This is a genomic window from Sphingomonas sp. S6 (assembly GCF_043498045.1).
In the GTDB taxonomy this organism is placed as follows: domain Bacteria; phylum Pseudomonadota; class Alphaproteobacteria; order Sphingomonadales; family Sphingomonadaceae; genus Sphingomonas.
Window position 1 is genome coordinate 383,379 of sequence record NZ_JBIEOE010000001.1, and the last position, 14,727, is coordinate 398,105.

A 14,727-nucleotide genomic window follows, 5' to 3' on the forward strand; every position below is an offset into this window, starting at 1 on the left:
GATGGCGATCGAGATTAAGATGCCGGCGCTGTCGCCGACGATGGAAGAGGGCACGCTCGCCAAGTGGCTCGTCACGGAAGGCGACACGGTGAAGTCCGGCGACATCATGGCCGAGATCGAAACCGACAAGGCGACGATGGAATTCGAAGCCGTCGATGAAGGCACGATCGGCAAGATCGTCGTCGCTGAAGGCACCGACAATGTGAAGGTCGGCGAAGTCATCGCCGTGCTGCTCGAAGACGGCGAGAGCGCCGATTCGGTCGCCACGACCAAGGACGACAGCCCCAAGGCCGACGCCAAGGCGGACGAGGCCAAGCCGGCGGACAAGGTCGAAGACTCTGCGCACCCCGCACAGGAAAAGGTCGAGACCGGCACGCGCCAGATGTTCGAAGCGGCCGAGAACGAAGGCAAGCAGGACCCGGCGATCCCCGAAGGCACCGAAATGGTGAAGACCACCGTCCGCGAAGCGCTGCGCGACGCGATGGCTGAGGAAATGCGCCGCGACGAGCGCGTCTTCGTGATGGGCGAGGAAGTCGCCCAGTATCAGGGCGCCTATAAGGTCACGCAGGGCTTGCTCGACGAATTCGGCGACAAGCGCGTCATCGATACGCCGATCACCGAATATGGTTTCGCCGGCGTCGGTACCGGTGCGGCGATGGGCGGTCTGCGTCCGATCATCGAATTCATGACGTTCAACTTCGCCATGCAGGCGATCGACCACATCATCAATTCGGCGGCCAAGACCAACTATATGTCCGGCGGCCAGATGCGCTGCCCGATCGTGTTCCGCGGCCCCAACGGCGCCGCCAGCCGCGTCGGCGCGCAGCACAGCCAGAACTACGGTCCGTGGTACGCCTCCGTCCCTGGCCTGATCGTCATCGCGCCCTATGACGCGGCCGACGCCAAGGGCCTGCTGAAGGCCGCGATCCGCAGCGAAGACCCCGTCGTCTTCCTCGAGAACGAGCTGATGTACGGCCGCTCGTTCGACGTGCCCAAGCTCGACGATCACGTTCTGCCGATCGGCAAGGCGCGGATCATGCGCGAAGGCAAGCACGTCACGCTGGTCAGCTATTCGATCGGCGTCGGGCTCGCGCTCGAAGCCGCCGAGACGCTGGCGAAGGATGGCGTCGAGGCAGAGGTCATCGATCTGCGCACGCTGCGTCCGCTCGACACCAAGACCGTGTTGAAGAGCCTCGCCAAGACCAATCGCCTCGTCGTCGTCGAGGAAGGCTGGCCGACCTGCTCGATCGCCAGCGAGATCGCCGCAGTGGTGATGGAACAGGGCTTCGACGATCTCGACGCGCCGGTGCTGCGCGTCACCAACGAGGACGTGCCGCTGCCCTACGCCGCGAACCTCGAAAAGAAGGCGCTGATCGACGCCGCGAAGATCGTCGCGACCGTCAAGAAGATCGTCTGACCATGACGGGAAGGGGGCGGCGCTGCCGTCCCCTTCGACCGTTTACGCCGCGAACAGGTTGCAGGTGGACGGCGTCGCCGAATTGAGCGGATTGTAGATCTGCCGGAAGTCGCGGTTGTTGCGTACGACCATCGACGCGACATAGTGCATGCGGAATGGCTTCGCGAGCCACGCGCTGACCAGCGGCTGATACTGGTAATTCACCTCGACGAAGATGACGCCCGTGTCGGCGGGCGCGCTGACCATGCGGCCAGGATCGCCCATGCCGTTCGGCGCCGCGGTGCCGGCATCGGCCGACGTCGCGGTCGAACCGGCGGTCGCCGACGTCGTGCCATAGCTCGACTCATAGCCCGCGCCCCGCTTCATCCCCATGCACCGCTGCCAGTGAATGCGCTGGACGCGGGCGCTGTCATAGCTCTGCTGGACATATTCCAGGCTGGAGATCGTGATCCGGCCATACGTGCCGAGCTGAAGCGGCGCACCCTGCAACCGTGCCGCCTGCAGCACGTCGTTCATGTCGCCGTCGCGCATCTGTTCGATGTTGTTCGAACCGATCTGCCCCATGCGCGATGCATTGTCGGCAAGGGCCAGCGCGATCTGGCTGATCCGCATATGCGTCAGCGCCTGATTGCCCATCTCCGCGCCATACAGGCCGAGCGCCAGCACGACCGGCCCGGCAAAGGCGAATTCGATCATCGCGACGCCGCGGCGGTTGCGCGCCAGCCGCCGCCACAGGGTTTGGGGTGGGGGGATCAATTGCATAGACGCTTCACCGTCGGCGCCGCCTGCGTGGCATAGGGCTGGTTCTTTAACAGCGTTTCTGCGGTCACCGTCTGATAGGGCGATGCCCCGATCAGCGGCGCGACCGGAAAGATGCGCGGATAGGTGATGCGCATCCGGTACAGCGTCACGTCGTTCGCGCCGCCCTGGCCTGCCGTGCCCGGCTCCGCATCCCAGCTGCCGTTGCCGTTGATGTCGCGATAGCATTCGCCCGGATCGCGCTGGTTGTTGCCGTTGGTATCCTCGAACGGCTCGGGGCCGACCGCGCTGAACGTCGCGTAGCTAAGCCGCGTCGAGCAATAGGTGCCGGGCGCCGGCGTGCTGGCGCAGGACGCGGTCGGCATCTTCATGACGCCCGTCATCGTCTGCAACACACGCCCGTCGATCGCGGCGGTCTGCTGGGCGCCGCCCTGGATCGCCGAATCGCGCGCCGCCTTCTGGATCGCGCCGTACAGCAGCTGCTTGACGTACATCTGATACAGCATGTCACCGAGGCCCATCATCATCAGCGCCATCACCGGAAAGATGATCGCGAACTCGACCAACGTGACGCCGCGCCGGTCGCGGCCCAGCCGCGACAGCAGCCCGCGGCCGATGCTCATTTCGACACCCGCAGCAGCGCCACCTGATTGGCGATCCGACGGAAGGCCGCATCCAGCGACGCATTGTCGCTGGCGTAGAAGGCTTGGCCGGGCGAGGCGCATTGCGTCAGCTGCGGCGTCAGCGTCTGGCCGAAACCGATGACGAAGACGGTGATGTTGCGCGCCTTGGCCGCGGTGCATTCGGCGAGGAAGCGCGCGTTGTGATAGGGGATCAGGCCGTTGGCATCCGTACCGGTGCTCGCGACCCGGCCGTCATAGGCCTGCAGCCCGTACATGCCATAGATCATCGGATTGGGCGCCATGTCGCCGTCGGTCATGAACACGATGTACCGATTGGGCGCCTGACGCCCCGGCCAGGCGGCGGTATCGGTCGCGAACAGGCCGGTCGGCGACATCAGCCGCGTGCCCCAGATCATGCCCGTGTCGTGATAGGTGCCGCCCTGCGCCTTGAAATCGACCGCGTTGACGTAGTCGGACACGTCGCTGCGGGTCATCACGCCCAGCCGGCGCACGGGCTTGCCGCACGACACATAGGCCGCCCGCAGGTTCGCAGGGTAGGCGAGCGACGTCCAGGTCGCCGTGGCGCTGGTCGTCGTGGTCGACACGTCGCCGTACACGAAGGGCGAAGTCGGCGAATAGGGCCGCGCGGTGTTGCCGGCATTGGGGTTGGACGTCGAGCCGCGATAATAGACGACCTCCGGCCACATCGGCCGCCAGCGCGTCGCATCGCTGGTGGCGACGGCGTCGGGATCCAAGTCGGGCGGCAGGTTGCTCTGGTCGAAGCTCAGCGCGCCATAGGTCGTATTGCGCTCCTCCAGACACCCCTGCCATTTGGCCGTCTGCCCGGTGACCTTGCTGGGATCGGGCACCGCATTGCCCAGCTTGAACTGGCTGACGTCGTACGACACCGGCTGATATTGCCAGATCGGCATCTTGGGATCGGTGGTGACGGTGCAGGTGCCGCCGGAGTTACTGGACCAGCTGGACGTAACATATTCCGCGGTGCCGTCTGTGCGGAACACGTAGGTCGCGACCGATCCGTCGGGGTTCAGCACGTTCTGCGGCGAACGTCCCGTCGCGCGGTTGTTGCAGTTCCTCTGCGACACATTGTAGCTGGTGCTCGACGTATCGTCGCCATTGTTGGTTTCGCCGACGATCCGCCGTGACTGATAGGTCCATGTGTCGACGATCGCGCTCGATGGCAGCGCGAACCCGGCATTCACCGTCGACGTATAGGTGACGAAGCCATAGCGCACGTGCGTCGACGTATCCGCATTCGCCGCCATCGTGTCGTAGAAGCTGAGCACCGCTGATCGCAGGCCGGAAATCTTGGATCCATCCGCCTCGACCGCATAATAGCCAGTGGTGCCGTCGGGCCTAGTATAGCTGCCGGTCTGCGACGTGCAGCCGTTGGCCGGCGTGCACGCCATCGAGCCGGTGGTATCCAGCACGAACATCACGTCCGAATCGGCGACGTCGTAGCGTGCCTCGCACGTCACGGTCATCGTCCGGGCCGACATGCCGAACATCTTCATGATCGTCGTCGGCACCCGGACGGAGGCGGTGCCGGCGACCTGATTGTCGCTCGTCTTGGTCGGCGTGAAGGGGACGGTCGCGCTGGTATAGGCGGGGGTGCCCATGATCCCGCTGGGGAAGTTGTTCGCGAAGAACGTCTTCGCCGTGGCCGCCGCCGCCGGGTCCAGCGTGCTGCTGCTGCTGTCGGTCATCGCCTTGCGACCGGCGAGGGCACCCGCGTCGCACGCCTGCTGCAACCGTACCTTCACCAGATACATGCGCCCGAAATCGACCGCAGACCCGGTGAGCGCGGACATCGGGATCAGGAAGGCGGCGAGCATCGCGAGCGTATTGCCGCCCTTCGCGCGGGCGAAACGCGACAGGAACGATAGCTGGCCGTGGTTGTCCGTCTGATGCCGATCGATCGTCACGCCGCCCAGGTCCCGTCCATAATCGATCGGAATTCTAGGCGGTTAAAGTTGACGAATGCGTAAACGCCGCGCCCGATCCGGCTCTATCGGCCGAGGTGAGAGCGCGCGCGCAGGACTTGCAAGTCGCGATGCGGACGGGCAGCGATCCGTCACAATGACCGATCCCTCCGCTGTCCCGCCGCCCGATCGCGAACTGATGCTCGCCGCCGCCCCGCCTTCGTCGCGGGATGCGCTGCGCACATTGTTCGAGCTCGACGATCGGCTCGCGGGGATCGTCCGGACGACGCGCGAACCGATGGTCGGCCAGATGCGGCTCGCCTGGTGGCACGATGCGCTGGAGCGGCTCGATACGATGCCGCCCCCGGCCGAACCCCTGCTTCAGGACGTCGCACGCCTGCTCCTGCCGCGGGGCGTGAGCGGCGCGGCGATCGCGGCGATGACCGACGGGTGGGAAGAACTGGTCGTCACCGATCCGCTGAATGGCGACGCGCTCGCCCGTCATGCCGATTCGCGTGGGGGCACGCTGTTCGCGCTGGCGGGACGATTGCTCGGCGCCGAGCCGGCGGTGCTGCGGATCGCAGGGCAGGGCTGGGCCTATGCCGATCTCGCCCGCCATCTCACCGCCGCCGGGCTGGCCGATCGTGCGTCGTCCGAAGCGCGGGCGGCGCTTTCCCAAGCCTTCACCGCGACATGGCCGGCGCCCGCGCGGGCGGTCGGCGTTCTCGCGCTGCTCGCCAGGCTCGATCTGGAGGGCGGCACGCCGCTCGCCAAAGCCTGGCGCGTCGCGCGCTTCCGCTTCACCGGGCGATAGCGGCGGTTGCCTGCGCCGCTTCGCATGATAGCCTTCCGCCGCAATCGGGAGGGCGGGCGATGTGGCGATATCTGGCGGGTGGCGGTGCTCTGGCGGCAGCGGTCGGGGCAGGGGTGCTGATCGCCGGACATCGCGGCCAGCCCGACCTGCTGCCGGCGCAACCGCTCGTCCAGCAGGCCGCTGCGCAGACCACCTCTGACGCCGAAGACCCGCCCGTTCCGGAAGCTGCGCCCGCCACGCGTGAACAGAAACGCTTTAACCGCTACGACAAGGATCGCGACGGCCGCATCACGCGCGACGAATATCTCGCCGCCCGCCGCAAGGCCTTCGTCAAGCTTGATACCAACGGCGACGGCCGGCTCAGCTTCGACGAATGGGCGATTAAGGCGACGACCAAATTCGCCACCGCCGACAAGGACGCCTCCGGCGCGATGAATGCGGCCGAATTCGCCACCACCGCCGTCAAGCGGAAGGCACCGTCTCGCGTGAAATGTCCGCCGCCGCAACAGGCTCCGGCGGAAGAGAGCTGAGCCACGGCTCGAACGCGGCGCGCGCCCGGTCGGTGTACATCCGCTTGCGATCCGCCTTCTTGGTGCGGCCGGGGATTGGCGGCATCAGCCCGAAATTGACGTTCATCGGCTGATACGTCTCCGCCTCCGCACCCCCGGTGATATGCCCCAGCAGCGCGCCGAGCGCGGTCGTTATCGGCGGCGGCGCCAGCGTCTCGCCCCGCAGTTCGGCCGCCGCGAAACGCCCGGCGAGCAGGCCGATTGCCGCGCTCTCGATATAGCCCTCGCACCCCGTGATCTGTCCGGCGAAGCGCAGGTTCGGCCGGTTCTTCAGCCGCAGCGTCTCATCCAGCAATTCGGGCGAGCGGATGAAGGTGTTGCGATGCAGGCCGCCCAGCCGCGCGAACTCGGCATTCTGCAAGCCCGGGATCGTACGGAACAGCCGCACCTGCTCGGCATGCTTCAGCTTGGTCTGGAAACCAACGATATTCCACAGCGTGCCCTGCCGATTGTCCTGGCGCAGCTGCACCACCGCATAAGGCCAGCGCCCGGTGCGCGGATTGTCGAGGCCCACCGGCTTCATCGGCCCATAGCGCAGCGTATCGACCCCGCGCTCCGCCATCACCTCGATCGGCATGCAGCCATCGAAATAGGGCGTGTCCTTCTCCCATTCCTTGAACTCGGTCTTCTCGCCCGCCAGCAGCGCGGCGTGGAAGGCGAGATACTGCTCCTTGTCCATCGGGCAGTTGATGTAATCCGCCTCGCCCTTGTCCCAGCGCGACGCCTTCCACGCGATATCCATGTCGATCGTGTCGAAGTGGACGATCGGTGCCAGCGCGTCGAAGAACGCCAGCGCCTCAGCCCCCGTCGCTCCGCCGATTTCATTGGCCAAAGACGCCGCGGTCAGCGGTCCGGTTGCCAGGATCGCCGGTCCTTCCGGCAAGGCATCCACCCGCTCGCGCACCAAAGTGACGTTCGGATGGTTGGCAAGCGCCTGCGTCACGCCGTCCGAATAGCCATCACGATCCACCGCCAGCGCCGACCCCGCCGGCACGCGATGCGCGTCCGCCTGCGCCATGATCAGCGACCCCAGCCGCCGCATCTCCTGATGCAGCAGCCCCACCGCATTCGCCTCCGCGTCGTCGGACCGGAAGCTGTTCGAACAGACGAGTTCGGCAAGGCCATCGGTCTGGTGCGCGGGCGTACGCTCGCCGCTGCCCCGCATCTCGGACAGGCGCACGCGAAACCCCGCCTCGGCCAGCTGCCACGCCGCTTCCGATCCGGCGAGCCCGCCGCCGACGATATGGATGTCATGAGTCATGCGCCAAGCCTCTAGGCCGCAGCGGGCAGGGGAGCAACGCGGCAGGGGCTCCGCGCGTTGTACCGCCATGACGACCATCTACACGATCGGCTACGAAGCGACGACCATGGCCGACTTCCTCGCCGCGCTCAGCAAGGCCGGCGTCGAGCGCGTCATCGACGTCCGCGCATTGCCGCTATCCCGCCGTCCCGGCTTCTCTAAATCCTCGCTCGCCGCCAGCCTTAAAGAGGTGGGTATCGACTATGTCCACCTGAAGGCCCTCGGCACCCCCAAGCGCGGCCGCGATGCTGCCAAGAAGGGCGATGTCGAAACCCTCACCGCCGTCTACGACGACCAGCTGGCGCTACCCGAGGCCCAGGCCGCCGCCGCCCGGATGCTCGACCTCGCACAGGAAAAGCCCAGCGCCCTCCTCTGCTACGAACGCGAACCGACGCACTGCCATCGCACCCTGCTGCTCGATGCCGTGGGTGAGGGGGTGGAGGTGGTGGATCTCTACGCCTGAGGCGCGGTCGCCTCGCTCAACCGTTTCACCCGCCGGATGCGCGGTTCGCGGTCGATCTCCGCTTCGGCCTTGATCGACTGGCGCAGTTCGTCGCGCTTTTCGTGGATGGAGGCGATCACCGGGCCCATCGCCACGCCTAAATCGACCAGCACCGCTTCCGACAATTGCAGCGAGCTTTCCAGCGTTTCCGGCACCGCATCGGTCACGCCGGCGCGGTACAGTTCCGCCGCATGCTGCGGATCGCGGGCGCGGGCGATGATCGGCAACTCTGGCGCCAGCGCGCGCATCCGCCGCGCCAGCCGCACGGTCAGCACCGGATCGTCCATCGTCAGGATGAGCGCGCGGGCGCGGGCGAGGTCGAGCCGGTCGATCAGCTCGGCGCGCGCTACGTCGCCGAACAGCACCGGATGCCCCGCCCGCCGCGCATCCGCGACATTGTCGATGTCCGCATCCACCGCGAGATAGCGCTGGCCATGGATCTTCAGCATGTCGGCGACCATCCGCCCGACACGGCCGAAGCCAATCACGACCGTGCCCGGCCCCTCGCCATCGTCGATCGGCCCCGCATCGATCGGCGCGCGATCGATGCCGCGCGACAGCCGCTGGCCGGCCTTGGCGAGCAGCGGCGTGATCGTCAGGCCGATCGCGGTGACGGTCTGCCAGAAGGCGGCGGTCGACGGCAGGATCAGCTGCGCCTGCGCCGCGGTGGCGAGCACGATCAGCGTCGTTTCCGACGGGCTGCCCATCAACAGCCCGGTTTCCGCGGCGATCCCGCGCCCGGTCTGCGCGACGCGGAGCAGCAGGAAGGTGACGACCGCCTTCACCCCCACCACCGCCACGACCGCGGTGAGCAGCGCGGGCCAATTGTCGAGCACTTCGCGCAGGTTCACGCTCATGCCGACGGTGATCAGGAACACGCCGAGCGCCAGCCCCTTGAAGGGCGCGGTCATCACCTCGACCTCGGTGTGATATTCGGTTTCGGCGATCAGCAGCCCGGCGAGCAGCGCACCGACGATCGGCGACAGGCCCGCTGCGGTCGTCGCGACGCTGGCGACGATGACGACCAGCAGCGATGCGGCGAGGAACAGCTCCGGACTCTTCGTCCGCGCCGCCTGCGCGAACAGTCGCGGCAGCACCAGCCGCCCGCCAAGGTACATCACCACCACCGTCGCCGCCCCGCGCAGCGCGACGCCGGCGATGCCGACCCAGCCTTCCTCGCTCGCGGTCGGCGCCATTGCGCCAAGGGCAAAGATGATCGGCACCAGCGCCAGATCCTCGAACAACAGCATCGCGAACGCGCCGCGCCCGACCGGGCTCGTCGTCCCCACCAGCGGCAGCACCAGCGCGGTCGAGGACAGCGCCAGCGCCAGGCCCAGCCCCGCCGCGCCGGCCCAATCCTGGCCCAACAGGTGCACCGCGATCGCGATCAGCACCGCCGATCCGATCAGCTCCGCCGGCCCGGTGCCGAACACCTGCGCCCGCATCGCCCAGAGACGCTTGAACGACAGTTCCAGCCCGATCGAGAACAGCAGCAATATGATGCCGAATTCCGCGAACGGCTCGATCGAATGCGGGTTGGATATGGTGAGATAATAGAGCCACGGCGCCTGTGTGGTCAGCTGCCCCAGCCCGAACGGACCGACCAGCATCCCCACCAGAATGAAGCCGATGACGGGGCTCACCCGAAATCGCGCAAAGGCGGGAATCACCAGTCCCGCCGCCCCCAGGATCACCAGCGCGTCGCTGAACCCCGCATTATCCAGTCCGATCGCCATAGGGGCGACTGTAGGGACCGGGGGCCATTTGTCAGCCCCTTGATGGTGTTTCTACCATCCGGCAACACATCGTCATTCCCGCGCTGCACTCGCCCGTCATTCCCGAAAAGGCGGAAATCCACATTTCTAACGGCGCCGATAGAGCCGCACCGCCAGCCAGTCTGGCTTCCCGCCTCCGCGGGAATGACGGTTGGGGGAGGGCAGGTGCCTACGCCACCCCTTAATTCGTCATCCCGGCGGACGCCGGGATCCATGGGGGCGGGCGGCGAATGGTGCGCGCTACCCCGGCATCATCGTATCCATGGATCCCGGCGTCCGCCGGGATGACAAAAAGGGCGCCCTTACGCCGCCAGCTTGAAATCCTTGAACTGCTCCCGCAGTGCCGTCTTCAGCAGCTTGCCCGTCGCCGTGTGCGGCAGGCTGTCGACGAACACCACCGCGTCGGGCAGCCACCATTTCGCCACCGCGCCCTTCAGATGCTCGACGATCTCGCGCTCGCTCACCTCGCTGCCCGGCTTGCGCACGACGACCAGCAGCGGCCGTTCGTCCCATTTCGGATGCGCGATGCCGATCGCGGCCGCCTCGGCGACGCCGGGACAGCCGACCGCGGCATTTTCAAGCTCGACCGAGCTGATCCACTCGCCGCCCGATTTGATCACGTCCTTCGACCGGTCGGTGATCTGCATCGTGCCGTCCGGATGGAGCACCGCGACGTCGCCGGTGTCGAACCAGCCGTCCGCGTCGATCGCATCCGCCTCCGCACCGTAATAGCGCTTCACCACCCACGGCCCGCGGATGTGCAGCCGCCCCGCGCTGGTGCCGTCGCGCGGCAGATGCCGCCCCTCGTCATCGATTACCGCCAGTTCGACGCCATAGGGGATGCGCCCCTGCTTGGTGAGCACGTCGAGCTTGGCATCCTCCGACCAGTCTTCCCAGTCGGGCGGCGGCGCCGCAGCCGTCGCGACGGGCGAGGTTTCGGTCATGCCCCACAGATGCTTGACGTCGACGCCCATGCCCATCAGCCGCGCGATCATCGCGCGCGGCGCGGCGGACCCGCCGATCGTCGCCATCCGCAGATGGCGCGGGTTCTCGCCGGTCGCATCCGCATAGGCAAACATCGCCAGCCAGACGGTCGGCACGCCCGAGGATATCGTCACGCGCTCCTCGTTCATCAGGCCGCACAGCACCTTGGGATCGTTGACCGCAGAAAAGACCAGCTTCGTCCCCGCCATCGGCGCCGCAAACGGCGTGCCCCAGGCCGCGGCATGGAACAGCGGCACTACCGGCAGCAGCACATCGGCGGAGGACAGTCCCAGCACCGCGGGCGACGACGCCAGCATCGCGTGCAGCACAGTCGAGCGATGTTCGTACAGCACGCCCTTGGGGTTGCCCGTCGTGCCGCTGGTATAGCAGAGCATGCACGGGTCGCGCTCCGATCCGGTCGCCCAGACATAATCGTCGTCTTCCGCGGCGATCAGCGCCGCGAAACTGTCCGGCCCATCGCCGTCCATGACCACGTAATGTTCGATCGTCGGCCATTGCCCGCGCAGTCGGTCGACGATCGACTGGAAAGCGCGGTCGTAGAACAGCACCCGATCTTCGGCATGATTGGCGATATAGATCAGCTGGTCGTCGAACAGCCGCGGGTTGATCGTATGGATCACGCCGCCCATGCCGATCGTGCCGTACCAGGCGATCAGGTGGTGCGCATGGTTCATCGCCAGCGTCGCGATCCGGTCGCCCGCGCGCATGCCCAGCCGTTCCAGCGCCCGCGCCAGCCGCCGCGAATCGCGCGCGACGCCCTGCCAGTCGGTGCGCGTCTGGCTGCCATCCGCCCAATGCGTCACGATCTCCCGCGTGGGATGTTCGCGCGCCGCATGATCCAGCAGCGTCGATACCCTGAGTTCGAAATCCTGCATGCCGCCCAGCATCCGTGGCTCCTCTCAGTCCGGGCGCATCGGTGCGCCTCTTGCCGAAGCGGACCATACCCGAGACAGGAGCGAGGGCAAGATGGCCGATGTGACGAAGAATTGCCGGGGACTGTCGGGGCGGCCGGCCGGGGCGGCTGATAGCCACGCCTCTCCGTCACCCCGGACTTGATCCGGGGTCCCGCTATAACCGACTGTCAAAGCGGGATCCCGGATCAAGTCCGGGATGACGGGGCATAACCGTCAACCCGCTATGGAATGAGGCAAACTTCCGACACGCACGCTACCGCCGCCGCGGGCCGATGAGACAATGAGTCCCCGAGGCGGCTTATGTCTTACACCATACGGAGAGCAGTTCGCCGTCAGCCAAAAGGCGGAGGGCAGGGAGCGACACACTCCCTTACCGAACGCGCCGCTTACCGCCCGTCTGTCACCGCTTCGCGGCGCCACCTCCCCTGGCGGGGTAGGACCGGAAAGACCCTAATTCCCCGACACCGTCGTCGATTGCGGCGACACGCGCCCGTTCACCGCGATCGCCGTCGCGGGCCGGGCGTTCATCCGCACCGCCGCGGCGCCCGGCAGACCGGGGAAGCGCGGCCACATGCCCTGCGCCAGCGCGGATCGGCTCACCGACGCCTTGCGACCGCCCTGCGCCTCATACATCCAGTAATTGCGCAGCACCGTGGTCACATAGCCGCGCGTCTCCCAATAAGGGATGCTCTCGATATACAGCAGCGGATCGCCGTTATCGTGGACGATCGCATTCCAGTCGCCCACCGGGCGTGGGCCCGCGTTATAGGCGGCGATAACCTTGGGCAGCAGCCCGCCCGTCACGCCCGCCATATCGCGCAGCCGCTCCAGATGACGCTGGCCGATGTCCATATTGGTCGCCGGCTTGGTCAGCGCGCTCTTGTCGACGGTATAGCCGCTCTCGCGCATATAATCGGTCGCGGCGGCGGGCATGATCTGCATCAGGCCATAGGCGCCGGCGGGGCTGACGACCTTGTTGCGGAAGCCGCTTTCCTCCAGCGTGTGGGCGTAGACCAGCGCCTTGTCGACGCGCCAGCCGCTGGTCGGCGTCCAGTTCGGCGTCGGATAGCGCGCCTCGGCGGCGGCGACGACGCCCTGCGGGCAGTTATGCGCCAGCCATACGGTGGTCGCCGGCAGGCTGAGCGCCTCGGCGACGCGCACCAGGCTGCCGAATTCGGACGGATCGCCGATCCGCGCCTGCTGGCGCACCACGCTGTCGGCAAGGTCGGTCTCGCCGATCTCGGTCAGCGCGGCGGCGACGCGGATATTGGGACGCTTGTCGAGCCGCGCCCAATCGGCGGCGACGACCTGCGTCTGCGGTCGGCCCTTGTCGCGGATCAGCAGCGCCTGCCGCGCCAACTGACCATAGAAGCTTTCGGAAAATTGCGCGGCATTCTGCAGGCGCGGCTGCACCTTGTCGGGCCGTCCGCACACCATATCGGCGCGCGACGCCCAATAGAGCGCGGCGGCGCGCAGATCGACGTCGGTCGCGCGCGCGGCGACGCCTTCGAAGCCGGTGCCGGCCGCGGCGCAATCGTTCTGCCGCCACGCCGACAGCGCGCCCGTCCAGCGGCCCTGCACGGCCCAGTCACCCACGCCATTTGCGGCCTTCGCCGCCATCGCGCGCGTGTTGAGGTCGTCGCCGGTCAGGAAATACATCCAGGCGATCTTTGCCTGCCATTCGGTTTGCGCCTCGGGCGTCAGGCCCGCGGTCGATTCGAGCAACACCTGCGCCTCGGCGCCCTGATCGCCCTTGATATAGGGCTGCATCTTCACCGCCAGCTCCGCGGCGATCTCGTCGCTCCTCGTCGTCTTGGCGCGGACGCGGCGCGGCGCGCCATCCTGCCAGATCAGCCGCTGCGCGACGGGCAGGGGCGGCAGCTCGCTCGCGCCGCGCACCTTGGCCAGCCGAGCGAGGTCGGCGGCCTCGGGCAGTTCGGGCGCTTCGTTGAGCAGCGCGACCAGCGGCTCCAGCTCGACCCTGGGCGATCCCTTGGCGGTGTAGAGTTCGGCGCGGGCGATGGCGTGAAGCGGACCCGGCTTCATCGCGTCGAGGCCCATCTGCGCATCCTGCCAGCGGCCGTCGCGGATCGCCTGGAAGACGGCGCGATACCCCTCGCGCTGCGTGCTATCCAGCTGGTCGGGGATACGGTCGTTGCGGCTTGCTGCGGTAATCCGGGCGTCGCCGCCTGCGGGGGTGCCGGGTTCGGCGGCCGAAGCGGCCTGCGATACGGTCAGCGCGGCGATCGCGGCCATTCCCAGAGCCGCTATTCCTGGCGCCAGCGTACGGGTCATGCGGACAAATTCCCCATCAGCAATTGCAGGTCCTTCCAGGCCTCCGCCTTCGCCGCCGGCTTCTCGATCAGGAAGCGCGGATGAAAGCTGGCGACCACCCCTGTCTTTCCCCGTCTATGGTTAAACGCGTGTAAAGACCCGCGCGTCCCGGGCATTTCCGCCCCCAAAATCGCACGGCTCGCCGCATTGCCCATCAGCAACAGCCGTTTCGGCGCGACGAGGCCGATGTGGTGCTTGGCGATATCGGCCAGCTGCGCTTCCACCTCGCGCGGCATCCGCCCGGCAACGGGCCGCTTCGCGCAGACCGAGGCGAGGTGGATCGTCTCGCGCGACAGGCCGATCGCGGCGAGCATGCGGTCGAACAGCCGCCCCGTCTCGCCGCTCATCAGGATGCCGGCGGCATCGTCGTCCTTGTCGGGGCAGTCGACCAGCACCATCACCGCGGCATCCGCCGGGCCGGTCGCCGCGATCGAGACGCCGCGCCACGACACTTCGGGCACGGCATCGCCGCCGCGCCATAAGATGAAGTCGGCCAGTTCGGCGGGCATCGCCGGTGCCAGTTCGACCGGCGCGGCGGGGGAGGGCGCCCGCGCGAAGACCGGCGTGGCCATCGGCTGGGTCAGCCAGTCGCGCGGATCCGCGTCGACGAGCGTGTCGACGCCCGCCTCCTGCCACCAGTCGAGCGCGCTCGCGAGGCTCTCATTCCAACTGTGATGCTGATCGGCCCCCACGTTTCTCTCTTTCTGTAGGTTGACGTTTTCGTCAACTTGTCCGATCGCGGTTCAGAGACGAGACGTTGTCGGCCTGCGCC

The 14,727-nt window shown here is 67.3% G+C and carries 12 protein-coding genes; 4 read left to right on the top strand and 8 right to left on the bottom strand.

The genetic code is table 11. From position 1 onward, the window contains the following. Position 1 precedes the first annotated feature (1 nt). A complete protein-coding gene (locus tag ACGVWT_RS01810) occupies positions 2-1,417 on the top strand; it encodes a pyruvate dehydrogenase complex E1 component subunit beta (protein ID WP_315461303.1) in 1,416 nt (471 codons plus the stop codon). Between the two features lie 42 nt (positions 1,418-1,459). Here ACGVWT_RS01810 and ACGVWT_RS01815 read toward each other — a convergent pair whose 3' ends face one another. From ACGVWT_RS01815 to ACGVWT_RS01825, 3 genes are read right to left on the bottom strand one after another with little or no spacing between them, the layout of a single operon-like run. Further along, on the bottom strand, positions 1,460-2,179 hold the full coding sequence (locus ACGVWT_RS01815) for a TadE/TadG family type IV pilus assembly protein (protein WP_315461302.1): 720 nt from the start codon (positions 2,177-2,179) through the stop codon (positions 1,460-1,462). Beyond that, positions 2,170-2,799: a TadE/TadG family type IV pilus assembly protein gene (locus ACGVWT_RS01820; protein WP_315461301.1), complete on the bottom strand. Its 630-nt coding sequence runs from the start codon at positions 2,797-2,799 to the stop codon at positions 2,170-2,172. Before ACGVWT_RS01820 ends, ACGVWT_RS01815 begins: the two co-directional genes overlap by 10 nt. After that, positions 2,796-4,745, bottom strand: a complete 1,950-nt coding sequence (locus ACGVWT_RS01825) for a Tad domain-containing protein (protein ID WP_394425170.1) — start codon at positions 4,743-4,745, stop codon at positions 2,796-2,798. Before ACGVWT_RS01825 ends, ACGVWT_RS01820 begins: the two co-directional genes overlap by 4 nt. Positions 4,746-4,899: 154 nt before the next feature. Between ACGVWT_RS01825 and ACGVWT_RS01830 the strand changes: the two genes are divergently transcribed. Continuing rightward, a complete protein-coding gene (locus ACGVWT_RS01830) occupies positions 4,900-5,556 on the top strand; it encodes a squalene/phytoene synthase family protein (protein WP_315461299.1) in 657 nt (218 codons plus the stop codon). Positions 5,557-5,615: 59 nt separating this feature from the next. Further along, on the top strand, positions 5,616-6,086 hold the full coding sequence (locus ACGVWT_RS01835; protein ID WP_315461298.1) for an EF-hand domain-containing protein: 471 nt from the start codon (positions 5,616-5,618) through the stop codon (positions 6,084-6,086). Here ACGVWT_RS01835 and trmFO read toward each other — a convergent pair. Beyond that, entirely contained in the window at positions 6,019-7,386 is a 1,368-nt protein-coding gene (trmFO, locus tag ACGVWT_RS01840) for a methylenetetrahydrofolate--tRNA-(uracil(54)-C(5))-methyltransferase (FADH(2)-oxidizing) TrmFO (RefSeq protein WP_315461297.1), read from the bottom strand. The genes ACGVWT_RS01835 and trmFO overlap by 68 nt on opposite strands. A gap of 67 nt (positions 7,387-7,453) precedes the next feature. Here trmFO and ACGVWT_RS01845 point away from each other — a divergent pair, with 67 nt between their 5' ends. Then, the gene (locus tag ACGVWT_RS01845) at positions 7,454-7,888 is read left to right on the top strand and encodes a DUF488 family protein (protein WP_116461446.1); all 435 of its coding nucleotides are present in this window, start codon (positions 7,454-7,456) and stop codon (positions 7,886-7,888) included. On the opposite strand, the gene ACGVWT_RS01850 is transcribed toward ACGVWT_RS01845, so the two are convergent. From ACGVWT_RS01850 to ACGVWT_RS01865, 4 genes are all read right to left on the bottom strand, one after another. Beyond that, positions 7,879-9,663, bottom strand: coding sequence for a cation:proton antiporter (locus tag ACGVWT_RS01850; protein WP_116461241.1), 1,785 nt, complete (start codon positions 9,661-9,663; stop codon positions 7,879-7,881). The two genes, ACGVWT_RS01845 and ACGVWT_RS01850, sit on opposite strands and share 10 nt — an antisense overlap. 341 nt (positions 9,664-10,004) lie before the next feature. After that, positions 10,005-11,594, bottom strand: coding sequence for a long-chain fatty acid--CoA ligase (locus tag ACGVWT_RS01855; protein WP_315461296.1), 1,590 nt, complete (start codon positions 11,592-11,594; stop codon positions 10,005-10,007). Between the two features lie 477 nt (positions 11,595-12,071). Continuing rightward, positions 12,072-13,877, bottom strand: coding sequence for a lytic transglycosylase domain-containing protein (locus ACGVWT_RS01860; protein ID WP_315461399.1), 1,806 nt, complete (start codon positions 13,875-13,877; stop codon positions 12,072-12,074). 35 nt (positions 13,878-13,912) lie between these two features. Next, positions 13,913-14,647 (bottom strand): uracil-DNA glycosylase, encoded by a 735-nt coding sequence (locus tag ACGVWT_RS01865; RefSeq protein WP_315461295.1) that lies wholly within the window; start codon positions 14,645-14,647, stop codon positions 13,913-13,915. Positions 14,648-14,727: the final 80 nt, after the last annotated feature.

Coding starts and splice junctions, on each gene's coding strand:
- ACGVWT_RS01820 (WP_315461301.1), bottom strand. CDS start 2,799: ATGAGCATCGGCCGCGGGCTGCTGTCGCGGCTGGGCCGCGACCGGCGC.
- ACGVWT_RS01860 (WP_315461399.1), bottom strand. CDS start 13,877: ATGGCCGCGATCGCCGCGCTGACCGTATCGCAGGCCGCTTCGGCCGCC.
- ACGVWT_RS01855 (WP_315461296.1), bottom strand. CDS start 11,594: ATGCTGGGCGGCATGCAGGATTTCGAACTCAGGGTATCGACGCTGCTG.
- ACGVWT_RS01845 (WP_116461446.1), top strand. CDS start 7,454: ATGACGACCATCTACACGATCGGCTACGAAGCGACGACCATGGCCGAC.
- ACGVWT_RS01830 (WP_315461299.1), top strand. CDS start 4,900: ATGACCGATCCCTCCGCTGTCCCGCCGCCCGATCGCGAACTGATGCTC.
- trmFO (WP_315461297.1), bottom strand. CDS start 7,386: ATGACTCATGACATCCATATCGTCGGCGGCGGGCTCGCCGGATCGGAA.
- ACGVWT_RS01850 (WP_116461241.1), bottom strand. CDS start 9,663: ATGGCGATCGGACTGGATAATGCGGGGTTCAGCGACGCGCTGGTGATC.
- ACGVWT_RS01810 (WP_315461303.1), top strand. CDS start 2: ATGGCGATCGAGATTAAGATGCCGGCGCTGTCGCCGACGATGGAAGAG.
- ACGVWT_RS01815 (WP_315461302.1), bottom strand. CDS start 2,179: ATGCAATTGATCCCCCCACCCCAAACCCTGTGGCGGCGGCTGGCGCGC.
- ACGVWT_RS01835 (WP_315461298.1), top strand. CDS start 5,616: ATGTGGCGATATCTGGCGGGTGGCGGTGCTCTGGCGGCAGCGGTCGGG.